This window comes from Bosea sp. PAMC 26642 (genome assembly GCF_001562255.1).
Taxonomy (GTDB): domain Bacteria; phylum Pseudomonadota; class Alphaproteobacteria; order Rhizobiales; family Beijerinckiaceae; genus Allobosea.
Genome location: NZ_CP014301.1, coordinates 3471916 through 3488529 on the forward strand (window position 1 = coordinate 3471916; position 16614 = coordinate 3488529).

A 16614-nucleotide genomic window follows, 5' to 3' on the forward strand; every position below is an offset into this window, starting at 1 on the left:
TATCCGCCGATGACCCTCATCGCCAACGCCCGGATGTATTCCGTCAATGCTCAGGTCGCCGCGGCCTGGGCGGACCTGTTCGCTTGGCTAGCCAAGGCGAGCGGTGTTGCCTTGGAACCGATTGCCCACGCCCCTCCTGCGCCGATGTCGGCTCTCTGGAGGCGAAGTGATCTCGGTTGCGTTTTTATGTGCGGCAGGCCCTGGCGTCGTGCCTGGCCCAAACCGGTTCCACTGGCAGCGCCGGTTCCCTCCCTCGCGCAGTACGACCAGCGCCCCTACTACATGACCTATCTAGCGGTGCGTGCCGACAGCCGATTTCAAGAACTGCCTGACACGTTTGGCGGCAGGCTGGGTTATACAATTGAAGAAAGTCAGTCTGGATTCAACGCGCTACGTTATCACTTGCTTCCATTTCGGAGCCAAGCCAAACCTCGACTTTACGCCGCCAGCATCGGACCTCTCTACACACCGCGCGCAGTCGTGAACGCGCTCGTGTCGGGGAAAATCGATCTCGGTCCAATCGATTCCTATGCATTCGATTTGATGAAGATGTCGCCAGGCGACCCGGTCCATCAGCTTCGCGTTGTGGCCGTGACCGAGCCTGCGCCAATTCCCTTCCTCGTCGCCGCCCCCTCGACCTCACGTGGCACGACGGATCGGCTTACCGCCGCACTCCTGAACAGTTCTGCGGACGGGGAGGCAAAGGCGATCCTCGATAGACTGCAGCTCAAGGGCTTCGCCGTGGTCGATGTCGCGTCGTATGAAGTTCTCGATCGATGGGACACAGCCGCGCGCGACGCTGGTCATGCGTGCCTCGACTGATGCCGAAGCCGTCAAATGATGACTGGCGCCAGCTATTATGCTGATCGCAAAGTGCCAGTGACGAGCTGGTCGACCGCGCAGCGCATCTTGCCAATTCATTCCTGGCCGGAAGCCGGGCTGCCGACATGTCGCGCCTCTATCCATTCTACGACGCCAGAATCCAAACCGGGTTCGAAAAACAGCGGCGGCCGCGGCCGATCTCTCAGCGCGGCAGCAGGATGACGCTTTCGTCCTGGCGAATGAAGAAGCTGGCGGGCTGAATGGCCTTGAGCCGGGCTTCCCGCTCGCTCAGCTCGGTGTCGTCGTGATTGGGCGCATGATGCGTGCACGCCAGGCGCCCGGCTCCGGCGGCCGCGATCAGGCGCAGGCCCGCCTGCCAGCTCGAATGGCCCCAGCCGCGATGGGCTTCGAAATCCAGCGTCTCGTCCCACATCCCATCATAGACCACGAGATCGGCGCCGCGGCAGAAGGCGACGAGGCCCTGTTCGGGCTCTGCGCCGTCATGCTCGTGGTCGGTGAGGATCACCAGCGCGTGGCCGGCATGGTCGAAGCGATAGCCGCTAGCCCCACCGCCATGGCGCAAGGCGATCGTCCGCACGGCGGTCTCGCCGAGGCTCAAAGTCGCTCCCGGCACGAAGCTTGAGCAATCGAGCCGGCAGGGCAGCCGCTCGAAGGCGATGGGGAAGAACGGTTCGGCGAAAAGGCGCGCCAGCACAGCCGGCAGATTGGCGCCGCCGGGGGCTGGCGCGTGAATGGCGACACGGCCCTGTCGCGAGAACAGCGGCTTGAAGGCCGAGAGGCCGATGATGTGGTCGAGATGCAGATGCGTCAGGAGCAGCGTCGCCTCGGAAGTCCCCGCCTGCATGATCGCCTGCCCGAGCCTTCGCAGCCCGGATCCTGCATCGATGATGAAGCTCCGGCTGCCGACCGTAACCTCGAAGCAGCTCGTATCGCCGCCATAGACTCGATACTCCGCACCGGAGACCGGAATCGAGCCGCGCGCGCCCCAGAAGCGGATGCCGAACGGGCCATTGCCGGTAGACATGACGTCAGCCATCGCTCTTCGACCCGGTGCGCGAACCCTGGCTCATCGTGACGACGTTGTCTTGAAGCCGCTTGACCATCAGCCTTGTGACGGAAAGAGCCATCTGCGGGAACTCGGCCAGCAAGGCGAGGAAAATCTCCTTGCGTAGTTTCAATGTCGTCACCGCCGTCGCCGCGACGATCGTGGCGGAGCGCAGATCGCCCGTGACGATCCCCATTTCCCCGAGAATGGCACTGGCTTCGACCGTCGAAATCCGCACGGGGCCGTCGGACGTCTCGATCAGCACGTCGGCCGACCCGGCGATCACGACATAGGCCGCATCCGATTCGTCGCCCTGCCGGAACAGCACCTCGCCGGGGGCGAAGACGGCCCGCTCGCTGGTGAAGGCCAGCAGCTTGAGGCGGGCGATATCGAGATAGGCGAAGATGGGGACCGCGCGAAGCGCCCTGAGTTCCTCATTGTCGCCATCCCTCGTCACTGGCGCCTCCAAGCGCTCGATGGGTACATCGGCATGGCTCGCAGGCCCTGTCGCCAGCTTTGCGCCATCGAAGGCGACGTGCAGATCGAAATCCGCCTTGGCATCGATTTCACGGCCGACGACGATCAGTGTCCGCCCCGCCATTTCCGCCCGGAGACGGCTTTGCATCTGCTGCGCTTCTGTCTGGCTGAAGGCGCCGAATGCATTGTCGAGGATCAGGATCTGGGGGTGCTTGATCAGACAGCGCGCCAGAGCGACCTGGGCCTTCACCGACGGGAACAGCAACCGGCCCGCATAGCCCGTCGGCTGCTCCAGGCCGAGCTGATAGATTTCCCCCTCCAGATCGAGTTCTGTGAGGCTATCGAAGATGGCCTCGTCGACACGCTCGCGGGCGGCCGCAGCCCCATGCGCGACCAGGCCGAAGAGCAGGTTGTCCCGCACCGGAGCCGCCGGGCAGTAGGTTGCGGGGTCGTAGAACGCGATCGATCGGCCCTGATCGGAGGCGGCGCGCGTGCGGAACGCATCTCTGGCGGACAAAATCCGATGCTCGAACTCGCCGTCCAGAAGGCCGAGGCGGTGAACCGGCTCGACATAGCGGAAGGCCAGCCCGATGAAGCGCGACCGGTCCGCCTCGCCGACGGCCCCGCCTTCGGTCCTCGCCAGGCTTTCGCGATACTCTGGAAAATCTTCGGCCGCGATGAATGAGAACTGCTCGAACAGCGCCTGATCGGGCGTCACGTCCTGAAAGATCTCCAGCATGGTCGCGGCAATCCGCCGGCCCGTCTGCGTCAGGTGATCCGTCAGATCGAGTTGATCGAGCACCTGCCGCGTCATGGTGTGATTGGCGAGATTGGCACCGGCGAAAGCCGACTCGATCGGGACGCCGAACAGGATGTTCTCGCCGATCGAGGCGTTCCTGACGTAGCGCTGTGGATCGAAAGGCTCGATGGCGTCCTCGGCGCCGTAACTCGCGAGCGTATCGCGGAGCCGCGAGCGGATTTCGGCGATACGTGGCACGAGCTCGGTCGGAGCGTCCAGCCCGATCTTGCGCGCCAGGCCGAAGCGGAAGACGGTATCGGCCAGCCCGACCACACGCAGCACCTCGATCACTCGGACGTCCAGTTCGGCAGCGCTGCCGGCTTTCGCGCCGGAGAAGTCGATCGACCAATGTGACGGCGTCTGGCCGGCTGGCGGGGGCGCCCGCAGGCCGTAAAGGATGTTGTCCCGCAAGGTGCCGTCGAGCAGTGCGGGTTCCGGCCCGGCATAGGCCAGGCAGCGCCCGCGGACCGAATGCGACAACTCGCCGATCGGAATCTCCGCAATGGACAGCGTGCCCTCGGTCGCGGTCATGCGTCCGCCCAGAATTTGCGCGAAGCAGCTCGCGCCCTCGCCCGTCCCGGTGATGGCGACATGCCGGCCGAGCGGAACCGCCAGCGAGACCTGGTCCAGCAGGCGGTCGCCCGTCGCATTAGCGACCGTCAGGCGCTGTGCTGAAATCGTCCCGGCAGCCGGCAGGTCGCCCTGCGTGTGAACATCCGGCGGATCCGCGCGTGACGGATCATCGGGCAGTTCGAACAGCTCGATGATCTGCTGGAACTTGGCTTCGCTGTCGAGCCGCTGCTGGTCCCAGTCGATAAGTTCCTTCACCGGCGGCGGCAGATCGCGATAGGCGGCGATGACGGCAACAAGTTGTCCGATGCCGAGCTGTCCCGACAGCGCCGCCAGTCCACCGACGGTGTAGAACAGGAACGGCGTGACCTGGGCCAGGAGATTGTTCAGGGCCTTGACCGCGAATTTGCGGCCATAGAGCCGGTAGCGAATGCCGAACAGCACCTCCAGCCTCTCGGCGACCAGATTGCGCTCGACCGCCGCGGTGCCATGGTTCGAAACCTCGCCGATTGTCTCGACGACCTCGCCGATCTTGCCGGCAAAGGCCCTGGAGGCGATCTGGCGCTGTTTCCCCAGCCGGATCTGCTCGCGCCGCAGCCACGGGATGAGCATACCCTGGATCAGCACCATCGACGCCGCGATCAGCCCGAGCACGACATTCTGAAGCAGGATGAAGACGAGCGCCGTAAGCGCCTGGCCGCCCAGGAACACGGGCTGCACGAAGGCGTCGCCGACGAAGCCGCCGATCGGCTCGACCTCGTCCTTGATGATCGTGGCCGCTTCCGAGGGTTTCAGCCGCTGCATCGCCTCCGGGCTGAAGTTTAGCAGCGCCGAGAACAGATCGAAGCGGAGTTTCTGCAGCAGCCGCTCGCCCAGCGCGCCCTTGCGCATGTTGATGACGTATTTGAAGCCGCCATTGATCAATACCAGCAGGAGGAACGCGCCCGACAACGCCATGAGATAGGACAGGCGATCGAGCAGGACGCCATCGAAGACATGCCGGGGGCCTCCGAGCCAGGCCGGCAAGCCCAGATCGATCCGGAACACGCGCGCCGTCTCTGCCCCTCCCGGGAAGGCGCGTCCCTGCAGGGCATCGGAAATGATGTATTTTGGGAGATCCAGAGACAGAAAATAGAACGGCAATGAAACGACGACGATGGACAGTATCTTGATCTGCTCGATACGGCTGTTGCGCCATATGTAGGAAAAGAAGCCGATCATGACAAAATCAGGGAGCCTCTTTTCTGTCTACCAATCAAATTTCTGTCGCGATTTCCTGCGAGGCAGCGTTCGATTTGGCCCCGCTTAAGTTGAAAACCAACCAAATAGAGAGAATCTACCACTTTCCATGAAGTCCGCCCATCCCGTTTCCTGATCAGGACATGCCCAAACCGAATACGGCGCGATCCAAGACAAGAGCATGATCTGATTGCTCCGAGTCAACCGGGGAATGCCGTAAAGGCCTCCCGCAAGGCATCGGGGGGCACGAACGTCCCGCTGGATGCCGCGACAAGGGCAGCCGACTGCATTCGGAGCGGCTTCAAAACAGCCGCCTTCACCGACCTCGACCCGAATTGCCTGAGGCCATCCCCTTGCGATCCGCGTGGAAATCCGTATACAGCCGGCATCGCATCAGCCGCACCATTCGCGTGGTCGATGAGGACCGGTCTCCGGTTCGCGTCGCGTCGGTGGATTTTTTGACCGGTTCGACCCTTTGAGGCCGGATCGATGGAGTTGAGACCGATGAAGATTCGCAATTCGCTGAAGTCGCTGCGCGGCCGCCATCGCGACAACCAGCTCGTGCGCCGCAAAGGCCGCGTCTACATCATCAACAAGGTCCAGAAGCGCTTCAAGGCGCGCCAGGGCTGAGATCTCGCGCGGACAGCGATGTCCGCGCGGTATCCGGGCTTCGGCTGGAGACGGAAAGCGGGGCGCCGATGGCGTAGCCCGCTTTTTTGCGTCGGGGCGGTCGCCATCCCGTGAATTGACGCGCGGCAGCCGGTCATGACACTCTTGTGTCATGATGATCACGCGAATGCTTCCCACTGACATCGTGCTGGCACTGGCCATTGCCGCAACCATTGCGGCAGCCCCCGCGACGGCGCAGGAGAGCCCGCCGCCCCGCCCCGGCATCGTCGCCCCCTCCGACAAGGACGACAATCCTCAAGTCGCGCCGCCTGCCCCGTCTCGGACGCCGGCGGCGACGCTCGACCGGCTGTTCGAGCGTCTGGCGGCCGCCAAGGACGCCGAAGAGGCAAAGGGTATTGCGAACCTGATCCAGCGCCGCTGGGCGCGTTCGGGCTCCGATACCGCCGACTTGCTGATGACACGCGCCCAGACCGCGATGCGCGGCAAACAGCTCGAACTCGCGATCGAACTGCTCGATCGCGTCGTTAGCCTCGAACCCGACTGGGCGGAGGGCTGGAACCAGCGTGCCAACGCACTTTTCATCGCAGGCGACCCCATCCGCTCCATGATCGACATCGGCGAGGCATTGAAGCGCGAGCCACGCCATTTCGGCGCGATGATGGGGCTCGGCACCATTCTGCGCCAGCAGGGCGACGACAGGAGCGCGATGGTCGCCTACCGCCGCGCCCTCGAAGTCTATCCCCAGATGGAAGCGATCAGAAGCGCCGTCGATTCACTCAAGGCCGACGTCGACGGGCGCGACGCCTGAACCCACCCTCCCATCGAAACCAAAACGGGCGCAGCGACGTAAGCAAGACATGCTGACCCGCGCTCTTGTTCTGCTTGCCCTCGTCATCGCATCGGGCCTCGTCGTCAGGACGGAATGGATCGCGGCGCAGGTCGCGCGCGCCTATCCGCCGAAGGGCACCTTCCTCCCCGTGCCAGGCGGCCGCCTGCATTATGTCGAGCAAAAGCCCTCGGGCGACCCTCGCGGCACCGTGGTGCTGATCCATGGCGCCTCCTCCAACCATGCCGACCTGCTGGCGACGCTCGGTCCCGATCTCGGCCATTACCGCGTCATCGCGCTCGACCGGCCCGGCCATGGCTGGAGCGACCGCCTCGAAGGCCGCGCCATGGCCGACCCCGGACGGCAGGCCGCCGTGCTGATGCAGGCTCTGGACGGCATCGCGCCCGAATCCTTCGTGCTGGTCGCCCATTCGCTCGCCGGCGCGCTCTCGACCCGGATCGCACTCGACCGGCCGGAGCGGCTGAAAGGTCTCGTCCTGCTCGGCGGCGTGACGCATCCCTGGCCGGGCGGTATCGCCTGGTACCACCACCCGACCTCCTGGCCGCTGGTCGGGCCACTCTTCACCAGGCTCGCCGCGCTGCCGGCCGCGAGCCTGCTGCTCGAGCCCGGCGCCGAAAGCGTCTTCGCCCCGCGCCAGGCCCCGTCCGACTATATCGAAACCGGCGAGATTCGGCTGCTGCTGCGCCCATCGGACTTCCAGGCCAATTCGCAGGACGTCGCCGCGACATTCGATTTCGTGACCGCGCAGGCCCCGCGCTATCGCGAGCTGAAGGTGCCGGTCGTGGCCATCACCGGCGACAGCGACGCCATCGTCTCGCCGACGATCCATTCGGCCACGATCGCGCGCCAGGCGCCGCAAGGCCGCTTCGTGCTGCTGCCTGGCGTCGGCCACATGCCCCACCATGCTGCGCCGGAGATCGTCGTCGAGGCGATCGACCAGTTGGTCGGGCCGAGGTCGGGGCTGGCGTCGCGCTAGCGCCACGCATCTTGCTTCCAACTCAAGACGGAGCTATATGTCATGACATCCGTCATGACATCCGTCATGACATATAGCTCCAATGCTGAAAGACTTGCAATCTCTGGAGTTGGAGTGGGATGCCGGCAACTGGCCGAAATGCGCCAAGCACGGATTATCGCAGGACGATATCCAGTTTGTGTTCCGGAACGACCCCGGTGTCTTTCCTGCCAGAACCGCGACGTCCGAGTGGCGCTACGCTGCGATAGGAAGGGTGCGATCCGGCAGCTACGATTTCATCGTGTTTACTGTCCGCGGATCGACTTTAGATAAACTGATCAGGCCGATCTCGGCTCGTTACATGCATGCCGAAGAGGTGGAGTATTATGAAAGTCTCAAAGACGCTTAAGCCCTTTCCCGTGTTCGCCACGGATCAGGAAGCCGAAGATTTTGTCGATCACGCCGATCTGACGGAATACGATCTGTCGGGCTTCAAGCCGGTGCGCTTCGAGTTCAAGCCGAAAACGGCGACCATCGGCATGCGGGTTCCCGCGGAACTTCTAGAGGCGGTCAAGGCGCGGGCAGAACGCGAGGGAATGCCCTATCAGCGCTACATCCGGCATTCGCTCGAGCAGGCTCTGGCGATGCCGGAAAAGAAGCGGGCCTGAGCCAGCAGTTCGGTCGCTCCGGCATCACGCCTTCTCGACATGCTCCTTCGCCACGAAGGCGATACGGACCATGTTGGTCGCGCCCGGCGATCCGAACGGCACGCCGGCCACGACGATGATGCGGTCGCCGAGCCTGGCGAAGTTCTCGCGCACCGCGAATTTGCAGGCGCGGGACGCCATGTCGTCGACGTCGCTGGCGTCCTTGGTGACGACGGCGTGCACGCCCCAGACCAGCGTCAGCCGCCGCGCCGTGGCGCGGTTGGGCGTCAGCGCGATCACGGTCGAATTCGGCCGCTCGCGGGCGATGCGGAAGGCGGTGGAGCCTGACGAGGTCCAGGCGGCGATCGCCTTCAGGTTCAGCGTATCGGCGATCTCGTGGGCCGCCTTGGCGATGGCGTCGGCGCCGGTCGCTTCCGGCTCGGCCCGCTGCGCCTCCAGGATGGAGCGATAGACCGATTCGCTTTCCACCTCCTCGGCGATACGGTTCATCATCGTCACCGCCTCGATCGGAAACTGGCCGGCCGCGCTTTCGGCCGAAAGCATCACCGCGTCGGCACCCTCGAACACGGCGGTCGCAACGTCCGAGACTTCGGCGCGCGTCGGCACGGGGCTGGTGATCATGCTCTCCAGCATCTGGGTCGCGACGACGACGGGCTTGCCCATGCGCCGGCACATCCGGGTGATGCGCTTCTGTGTTCCCGGCACCTTCTCCAGCGGCATCTCGACGCCGAGATCGCCGCGCGCGACCATGATTGCGTCGGAGGCGTCGATGATTTCTTCCAGCCGCAGCAGCGCCTGGGGCTTCTCGATCTTGGCGAGCGCCAGCGCCCGGCCGCGTACGATCTTGCGCAGATCGGCCATGTCCTCGGGCCGCTGTACGAAGGACAGTGCGATCCAGTCGACGCCGGCCTCTGCCGCGGCCTCGGCATCGGACCGATCTTTGTCGGTCATGGCCGAGACGGCGATGGTGGTATCAGGCAGGCTGACGCCCTTGCGGGAAGAGAGCCGGCCACCGACCACGACGCGCGTCACAGCCTGCTTCTCGCTCGCCTTTTCGACAACGAGCCGCAACTTTCCGTCGTCGAGGATCAGGGTGTGGCCCGGCTCCAGCGCGCTCAGAATCTCGGGATGGGGCAGATGGACGCGCTTAAGCGTGCCCGGCGCAGGATCGGAATCGAGCGTGAAGCGGGCACCGTTCTCCAGCGTTACCCCGCCATCGCCGCCAAAGGCGCCGACGCGCAGCTTCGGCCCCTGCAGATCGGCCAGGATGCCGACCGGCCGACGGAACTTCGTCTCCAGCGACCGCAGCATCGCGACCTTTTCGGGCAGGGTATCCTTGTTGGTATGGCTCATATTGATGCGGAAGACGTCGACGCCCGCCTCGAACAGTTTCGCGCACATCTCCTCGGTCGCCGACGCCGGCCCCAGCGTGGCGATGATCTTGATCCGGCGCTCGCGCTTCATGATGTCGTCCTTCAGGGCCTTGCCGGCATGGCGCCGGTGGTGTCGGTCAGCTGGATTGTCCAGCTCTTCTGCTCGCCGGTATCGACCTCGAAGAAGCCGGCGCGGTCCAGGCCGCGCGCCAGGCAATCCTCGATGCCGCGAATCGTGAATTCCTTGTTGCGCGTGCACATGACGGATTTTCCCGTCCACTCGCCGCCCTTGTCGTAATCGACGGCGTGAACATAGTAGAAGCGCGCCGCCAGGGTGCCGCGCAGCAGCGTCTCGCAGCCGCGCGGGCTGAGATTCCACCAGCCTTCCGTGATCCAGCCCTGCGCATCGCGATAACCGATCGAGACGCCGATCCGGCTGCCGGTCGTATTGCACATGCGCAGATCCGCGAGCGCCGGTGCCGCACCGCTCAGGAGCAGCGCCGCCAGCAGGCACAGGCGCAGGATGATTCGTTCGATTCGGGCCATATTCAGGGGTCTATCAGGATCACGCGGCAATCGTTCACATTGGTCAAGGTCGGGCCGGTGCGCAGCAGATCGCCCAGCGGCTCGAAGAAACCGGTCGAATCGTTCTCCGACAGGCATTGGGCAGGAACGAGGCCGAGTGCACCGGCTCGCGCCAGCGTCGTCGGGTCGACGATCGCGCCGGCCGGGTCGCTCGCCTCGCCGCCGCCGCCATCCGTTCCGTCGGTGTCGCCCGACAAGGCGACGATGCCGGCCTCCCCGTCGAGCGCAATCGCCAGCGCCAGCGCGTATTCCTGGTTTGGCCCGCCCCGGCCCCGGCCGCGCAGGGTCACGGTCAGTTCCCCGCCCGAGAGGATGCAGGCGCGCCGGCCCTCGGCATTGATTTTTTTAGCCAATACGGCATGGGCAGCGGCGACATCGCGCGCCTCGCCTTCGAGATCGGCGCCAAGGTCATGCACGGCATAGCCCGCCGCCTCGGCCGCGGCACGCGCTGCCGCTATGGCATCGGCTGGACGCGCGATGATACGGAATTCGGTCCTGGCGAAGGCATCATGACCAGGCTTGGGCGTCTCGCTGGCATCGTCTTTGAGCAGTGCCTTCGCGGCAACCGGAAGATCGAGACCATAGCGCGCGACGATGGCCCGCGCCTGCTCCATCGTCGTCGGATCGGGCACGGTCGGCCCCGAGGCGATCGCGGTCGGCTCGTCGCCGGGGACGTCCGAGACCGCGAGCGTCAGCAGCCTCGCCGGGGCCGCGGCGAGCGCCAGCCGCCCGCCCTTGATCCGGGAAAGGCGCTTGCGCACGATGTTCATCTCGCCGATCGGCGCGCCCGAGCGCAGCAACGCCTTGTTGACCGCCTGTTTCTCAGCGAGCGTCAATGTGCCGGCGGGTGCGACCCAGTTGGCCGACCCGCCGCCCGAGAGCAGCACAAGCACGAAATCCTCTGCCGTAGCCGAGGCCGCGAGCGCCAGCGCGCGCTCGGCGCTGTCGATGCTGCCCTGGTCGGGCACCGGGTGGCCGGCAGCGACCATCGGGATGTGGCGCGTCGTCGTCTCGTAGCCATGGCGCGCCACGGCATGGCCGACGAGCCGCTCTGGGGGAAAGCCGCGATCGAGATAATGCGCTTCGGCCAGCGCCGTCATGCTGCCGGCCGCCTTGCCCGCCGCGAGCAGGATCAGCCGACCTCGCTCGGGTGCAGCGGGCAGATGCTGCGGCAAACAGCCCGACGGATGAGCCCGCGCCACCGCCGCGTCGAAAATCGCCCGTGCGACCGCACGCGGGTCGGCTCTGTCGTCCCCCGCTTGCTGCACCACCCGGAGCCCCCCACCCACGTTTCGCATCGACTTGATCGACATTCGTTGTCGATTCTTTTAGGTCGTGCCTCGGCGGACGTCATCAGGCTTTTGCCGATATAGTCATACTTTAAAAGGCGTCGAATGCGGTCCGAAATCGCTCCGGCCGAGACTGCCCCGGCACTTTCGCCTGGCGAGGTCGAGGTCATCCCCGGCGATCCCGCCGCGGGGATGCTGCTGCTCTGCGACCATGCCACGAACGCGATCCCCGCCAAACTCGATTCCCTCGGGCTGCCACCGGCGCAACTCGAACGCCACATCGCCTACGACATCGGCGCTGCAGCGATGACGCGGGCCATGGCTCGCACGCTCGGCGCACCCGCCGTGCTCTCGAACTTCTCGCGCCTTCTGATCGACCCCAATCGCGGTCTCGACGACCCCACTCTGGTGATGCGGCTCTCGGACGGCGCGATCGTGCCGGGCAATCGCCATCTCGACGCAGCAGGCATCGCAGAGCGCGTCGCCCGCTACTACAAGCCCTACGACGTCGCGATCGACGCGGCCGTCGAGGCGGCCCTGCAGCGGGGCCAACCACCTGCAATCGTTTCGCTGCACTCCTTCACCCCGTTCTGGAAGGGCGCGGCCCGGCCCTGGCATATCGGCGTACTCTGGGACTATGAGGGCGCGCTGGCGAAGCGGCTGATCGCCGCGCTGCAGGCTGAAACCGACCTGATCGTGGGCGACAACGAGCCCTATCATGGCGGTTTGCCGGGCGACACGATCGACCGTCACGCCACCCGCCGGGGCCTGCCCGACGCGCTGATCGAGGTCCGGCAGGACCTGATCGCGACCGACGAGACGGCGTGGGAATGGGGCAGAAGACTTGCCCGCGTCGTGCCGCCCTGCATCGCGGCACTGCGCGCCGGCTGAACGACGCGGCTGTTGAGAGACCACCGCTTGCGGCTTGACGCGAGGGGCCGCGCGATGCGAACCCCTCTCGCCAAACCTCCCCGTCATCGAGAAGGACATCAGATGGACGATCCGGTTGCTGGCGACCAGCTCAAGAGCATCGTCGAGCGCATCGAGCGCCTCGAGGAAGAGAAGAAGACCATCTCCGACGACATCAAGGAGGTCTATGGCGAGGCCAAGGGCAACGGCTATGACGTCAAGGTCCTGCGCAAGGTCATCGCCATCCGCAAGCGCGACGCCAATGAGCGCGCCGAGGAGGAGGCGATCCTCGACCTCTACCTCCAGGCGGTCGGCGAAAGCGCCTGAGCCCTCGCGACACCCTCTACGTCACCCCGGACAAGCGGCGCAGCCGCGCCTATCCGGGATGACGACGGGTCCGACGAACGACCGCCGGCTCAAAGCCAGCTGTTCTTCCGGAAGCGCCAGTACAAGACCGAGCAGGTCGTCACGATCACCGCGAGCACGGTATGATAGCCGAACTGCAGCTCGAGCTCCGGCATGTTCTTGAAGTTCATGCCGTAGATTCCGGCTAGCGCCGTCGGCACGGCGAGGATGGCCGCCCATGAAGCGAGCTTCTTGGTGATCGCATTCTCCTGGCTCTGTCCGACGAGCAGGCTTGCCTCGAAGGCGAAGGCCAGCACCTCGCGCAGGCTGTCGATCTTCTCCTGTACGGTGCGGACATGGTCGGTCACGTCGCGGAACATCGGCGCGAGCGTCGGGCGCACCTGCGGCACATTGGCATTGGACAGGCGCTGGCAGACATCGACCAGCGGCGCGATCGCGTTGCGGAGTCGCAGCAAATCGCGCCTGAGCATATAGAGCCGCTCGATGTCGTCGCGTCCGATCGGCGTCGCAAGCACCTTGTCCTCGAACGCCTCCACCTCGTCGTGGATCGCCTCCAGCACCGGCATGTAGTTGTCGACGATGAAATCGAGGATCGCGTAGAGGATGAAGTCCTCGCCCTTGGCGAGCGAGGTTGGGCAGGTCTCCCAGTGCTGGCGCACCGTCTTGTAGGAAGTCGAGGCGCCGTGCCGGACGCTGACGATGTAGCCATGACCGACGAAGATATGCGTCTCGCCGAAGGCGATGCGCTTTTCGACCATCTGCGCGGTGCGGGCGACGACGAAGAGCGCATCGCCATATTGCTCGAGCTTGGGGCGCTGATGCGCGTTGGCGGCGTCCTCGACCGCAAGGGGATGGAGATTGAACTGTCCTTGCACGCATGTCAGCAGGGCGGCGTCGGGTTCGAGCAGCCCGATCCAGACCACATGCCCCTCCTTGCGCGCCCATTCCCCCGCCTCCTCGACCGGGATGTCGGCGATGCGCACGCCATGAGCATAGACGCTGGAGGCGACGACGCCGGCCTCGTGGCGGTGGCCTTGCGCGGCGGAAGGACCGGGCACGGCGTCGTCGTTATCGAGCCGTGGCGGAAAACGGATTTCGGCGACGGACATGGGTGCACCTCGTCGGCCATCGGAGTTCGGCTGGCAGGCTAGCGCGTTTGCGCGGAGGGGCAAACCACAATCACCGTCGCTCTGCTGATGCGTGATGAGGCGCGTCATCACGGCGCGTGATGCATGAAATCACGCGAATTCGCGTGGCAAACCGCCTGAACACCGGCAGTCTGCCGTCATCCCGAAACGGAGACCGTCATGCTTCTCGTAGGAATGCTGGACAGCCCCTATGTCCGCCGCGCCGCCATAACCGGGACGTTGCTCGGGCTCGAATTCGAGCACCGTTCGGTCTCGGTATTTCGGCACATGGACGAATTCCGCACGGTCAACCCGCTGATCAAGGCACCGACTTTGGTCGCCGGCGACGGCACGGTGATCACCGATTCCAGCCTGATCATCCAGCATTTCGAGGACGTCGCCGGCCGCTCGCTGCGTCCCGCTGACAAGACCGCCCGCAGCCGCGACCTCGGCCTGACCGGCATCGCCATCGTCGCCGCCGACAAGGCCGTCTCGGTGGAATACGAGCGCAAGCGGCCCGAGGCCCAGCGCTACGCCCCGTGGCAGGAGCGCATCGTGACGCAGCTTCACACGGCGCTCGACCTGCTGGAAGCCGCCGCCTCGCGCGGCGAACTCGCAGCCGGACCGGAACTGCGCCCGGCCGACATCACGGCAGCCATAGCCTGGGGCTTCTGCCGCTTCGTGATCCCGGACTACGCACCGGAGGGGCGCTGGCCGGCCCTTGCAGCACAGGCAAAGGCCTGCGAGGCGCTGGACGTCTTCAAATCCTGGCCAATCGACCGCGAATAGTCAGAGGTCGCGCCCGATTGGCGCCGGTGAGTCGGCTGGCGTGGCGGCCGAGAACCGGAGCGGAGCGGACATCGGTCCGTGAGCACCGGAAGCGCAGGCCGTCGCGTCAGACGACTCACCGAAGCCAATCGGGCTTAGTTCTGGATGAAGTTTGTCGGCAGGGCGCGCACTGCCGGGCCGCTGAAGGAGCCCGTCTTGGCGTCGCTGGGGTCGGCGTGGCTGAAGCCGAGCGCGGCGGCCGGGCTCGGCCCCTGGATCGGTGCCGAGCCGGGCGTCGATGGCGCGGACCGGGTGCGGGCCGTGGCGATGCTGACGGACTTTCCTTCGGGAGCCACGCTGGTGCGGGCAACCGCGGCAAACAGCGAATCGAGCCCTGTCCGATCGGCGTCGTACTGCGCCACGATCGGCGTTGGGACGGGCGCCGTCGGGCGGATCGACGTCGGCATGGCAGCCTGCGTCACGCCCTCGAGCCGCGGACGCCCCGGGGGCAGCGGGTGGCTGACGGCGACGAGCTTGCCTTCCGGCTGCGTCGTCTCGGTGCCGCGCAGATCGGCCAGAGCGAGATTGGCGAAGGCGACCGGCCGGGCAGGCGGAACGGGCGCGTTCATCGGCTTGCCCGCGACGACGGACTCGACCAGCGCCGTCATCTCGCCGGGCCGGCGCGGCGGTAGCGAGGCCAGGATCAGCCGCTGGTCCGGCGTTGGAGCGTTCGGCGAGGCAAAGGCGAGCGCGCCGCCTGCGCCGGCAAGGCCAGCGACCTCGGTCGACGCTGCCGGATCACCCGGCTGGACCGGCAAGGTCAGCCCACGAGGCCGCGCCAGCGGGATCGGCGCATCGATCAGCCGGGGCCGCTTGTCCTCGACAGGCGGAGCGGCCGGCGCAGGCGCCAGCGCCGCGACCTGCGTCGGCTCTGGCTCGACGATCTTGGGAGCCAGCCGCTCGGAGCGGGCGCGCAGGACACTGCGTGCCGCCGCCGGGTCGGGTTGCTGGATCTGTTGTTCCATGGAGACGGCGAAGCGGCCGCCGTCGTTCGAATTGCTGTCGTCCTGCCGCGCATAGGCCATGACCGCCGGTGCCGGCTTCGGCGAACTGGCGCGTCCGCGCGTCGGCCTGGCGTCGGCCTCCTCCTCGTCGCCGCCGAACAGCGAAGCCCACAGGCTCTTGCGGCCCGACGAGATGATCGCGCCCTCGTCGAGATCGGCGGCCTCGTAGCCGGCCACGGCGCCGCCGCGCGCCAGCACGTCGGCCTTTGCCAGCTCGTAGCCCGCGAGCGGCTGGCCGTCTGCGGGCAGATGCACCGTCTTCTCGTCGGGGAAGAGCCGCACCAGCTGGTCGCGGGTCATACGCGGCCAGGACCGAACCGAGCCGGCGTCGAGATGCACGAAAGGCGTATGCGCTCCCGGGTAGAACCCGACGCCGCCGCGCTGGAGCCGCATCCCGGCCTCCCGCAGCCGGGCCGTCGGCGTATCGGGCAGGTAAAAATCCATCGCCTTGCCGAGCGTGTGCTGGCTGTGCTTGGCAACGGCGCGCGAGCGCCGCCGCAGCATCGAATTGGTGCCGGGCGAGCGATAGGCGGAGACCACATGGAAGGGCTGCTCGGAGCCGACCGTGCGCTGCACCTCCCAGGCCAGGTCGAACAGGCGCGGATCCATCCGGATCGGCTCGTCGATGCGCCAGTCGCGCAGGGCCCAGTTCAGCTTTTCCAGTGCCTCGGCGACATAGCGGCCGTCACGCTTGAAGGTGACGGTCGTCTCCTCCTTGGTGTGCATGTGCTTGATCGTGATCGTGCGGGTGTCGCCATTGGCGACGGCATCCTGCGTCCCGCGCACACCCAGCAGAAGAGTCACTGCGGCGACGCCCAGCGCAAGACAACGGCGCAAAACGGGTTTGACTCGCGGCAAACGCCATGACGGACGCGTGGAGATCGACCTGCCCAATCTGCTTGACCCGTCTCGGTGCCCGCTGCGACGCGGCGCGATGAACGTGAACGAACAGTTGCCGAGAAGCGTTAACGACACGTTACCAAGTCGGCAAGCGGCTTGTCATCAATCTCCGACCAAGTCTGGCTAACGATCGATCATGGCAAAACCGTGCCGCGGCCGT

16 protein-coding genes are annotated in these 16614 nt (G+C 65.9%); 9 read left to right on the forward strand and 7 right to left on the reverse strand.

Annotated features, from left to right (window positions below; translation table 11 throughout):
• Positions 1–9 precede the first annotated feature (9 nt).
• A complete protein-coding gene (locus tag AXW83_RS26645; protein WP_082767192.1) occupies positions 10–822 on the forward strand; it encodes a phosphate/phosphite/phosphonate ABC transporter substrate-binding protein in 813 nt (270 codons plus the stop codon).
• Positions 823–1024: 202 nt separating this feature from the next.
• Here the strand turns inward: AXW83_RS26645 and AXW83_RS16740 are convergent, their stop codons facing one another.
• Both AXW83_RS16740 and AXW83_RS16745 read right to left on the reverse strand, forming a co-directional pair.
• Positions 1025–1879: an MBL fold metallo-hydrolase gene (locus AXW83_RS16740; RefSeq protein ID WP_082767193.1), complete on the reverse strand. Its 855-nt coding sequence runs from the start codon at positions 1877–1879 to the stop codon at positions 1025–1027.
• The gene (locus AXW83_RS16745; RefSeq protein WP_066615234.1) at positions 1872–4955 is read right to left on the reverse strand and encodes a cyclic nucleotide-binding domain-containing protein; all 3084 of its coding nucleotides are present in this window, start codon (positions 4953–4955) and stop codon (positions 1872–1874) included. Before AXW83_RS16745 ends, AXW83_RS16740 begins: the two co-directional genes overlap by 8 nt.
• A gap of 522 nt (positions 4956–5477) precedes the next feature.
• Between AXW83_RS16745 and ykgO the strand changes: the two genes are divergently transcribed.
• The 5 genes from ykgO (at position 5478) to AXW83_RS16770 (ending at position 8073) form a co-directional block, all read left to right on the forward strand.
• The gene (gene ykgO, locus AXW83_RS16750; protein ID WP_066615235.1) at positions 5478–5603 is read left to right on the forward strand and encodes a type B 50S ribosomal protein L36; all 126 of its coding nucleotides are present in this window, start codon (positions 5478–5480) and stop codon (positions 5601–5603) included.
• A 166-nt stretch (positions 5604–5769) separates the two neighbouring features.
• Positions 5770–6411, forward strand: a complete 642-nt coding sequence (locus AXW83_RS16755; protein ID WP_082767515.1) for a tetratricopeptide repeat protein — start codon at positions 5770–5772, stop codon at positions 6409–6411.
• A gap of 49 nt (positions 6412–6460) precedes the next feature.
• Entirely contained in the window at positions 6461–7426 is a 966-nt protein-coding gene (locus tag AXW83_RS16760) for an alpha/beta fold hydrolase (RefSeq protein WP_066615239.1), read from the forward strand.
• Positions 7427–7508: 82 nt separating this feature from the next.
• Positions 7509–7814: a BrnT family toxin gene (locus AXW83_RS16765; protein ID WP_066615241.1), complete on the forward strand. Its 306-nt coding sequence runs from the start codon at positions 7509–7511 to the stop codon at positions 7812–7814.
• Complete coding sequence (locus AXW83_RS16770; RefSeq protein WP_066615243.1) at positions 7792–8073, forward strand: CopG family antitoxin; 282 nt, start codon at positions 7792–7794, stop codon at positions 8071–8073. The genes AXW83_RS16765 and AXW83_RS16770 overlap by 23 nt, the downstream gene beginning before the upstream one ends.
• A gap of 24 nt (positions 8074–8097) precedes the next feature.
• On the opposite strand, the gene pyk is transcribed toward AXW83_RS16770, so the two are convergent.
• Genes pyk through AXW83_RS16785 form a run of 3 tightly spaced genes read right to left on the reverse strand, consistent with a single transcriptional unit; the run spans position 8098 to position 11329 of the window.
• Complete coding sequence (gene pyk / locus AXW83_RS16775) at positions 8098–9537, reverse strand: pyruvate kinase (RefSeq protein ID WP_066615245.1); 1440 nt, start codon at positions 9535–9537, stop codon at positions 8098–8100.
• Between the two features lie 11 nt (positions 9538–9548).
• A complete protein-coding gene (locus AXW83_RS16780; protein WP_066615248.1) occupies positions 9549–9992 on the reverse strand; it encodes a DUF1036 domain-containing protein in 444 nt (147 codons plus the stop codon).
• Positions 9993–9994: 2 nt separating this feature from the next.
• On the reverse strand, positions 9995–11329 hold the full coding sequence (locus tag AXW83_RS16785) for a glycerate kinase type-2 family protein (protein ID WP_066620631.1): 1335 nt from the start codon (positions 11327–11329) through the stop codon (positions 9995–9997).
• A 96-nt stretch (positions 11330–11425) separates the two neighbouring features.
• Between AXW83_RS16785 and AXW83_RS16790 the strand changes: the two genes are divergently transcribed.
• Together AXW83_RS16790 and AXW83_RS16795 are read left to right on the forward strand one after the other, a co-directional pair.
• Positions 11426–12211, forward strand: coding sequence for an N-formylglutamate amidohydrolase (locus AXW83_RS16790; protein ID WP_066615250.1), 786 nt, complete (start codon positions 11426–11428; stop codon positions 12209–12211).
• A 102-nt stretch (positions 12212–12313) separates the two neighbouring features.
• Positions 12314–12556 (forward strand): DUF2312 domain-containing protein, encoded by a 243-nt coding sequence (locus tag AXW83_RS16795; protein ID WP_066615252.1) that lies wholly within the window; start codon positions 12314–12316, stop codon positions 12554–12556.
• A gap of 89 nt (positions 12557–12645) precedes the next feature.
• On the opposite strand, the gene AXW83_RS16800 is transcribed toward AXW83_RS16795, so the two are convergent.
• The gene (locus AXW83_RS16800) at positions 12646–13704 is read right to left on the reverse strand and encodes a magnesium and cobalt transport protein CorA (RefSeq protein ID WP_082767194.1); all 1059 of its coding nucleotides are present in this window, start codon (positions 13702–13704) and stop codon (positions 12646–12648) included.
• Positions 13705–13902: 198 nt separating this feature from the next.
• Between AXW83_RS16800 and AXW83_RS16805 the strand changes: the two genes are divergently transcribed.
• Positions 13903–14511: a glutathione S-transferase family protein gene (locus tag AXW83_RS16805; protein ID WP_066615254.1), complete on the forward strand. Its 609-nt coding sequence runs from the start codon at positions 13903–13905 to the stop codon at positions 14509–14511.
• A gap of 134 nt (positions 14512–14645) precedes the next feature.
• On the opposite strand, the gene AXW83_RS27185 is transcribed toward AXW83_RS16805, so the two are convergent.
• On the reverse strand, positions 14646–16358 hold the full coding sequence (locus AXW83_RS27185; protein ID WP_236841695.1) for a peptidoglycan L,D-endopeptidase MepK: 1713 nt from the start codon (positions 16356–16358) through the stop codon (positions 14646–14648).
• Between the last annotated feature and the right edge of the window lie 256 nt (positions 16359–16614).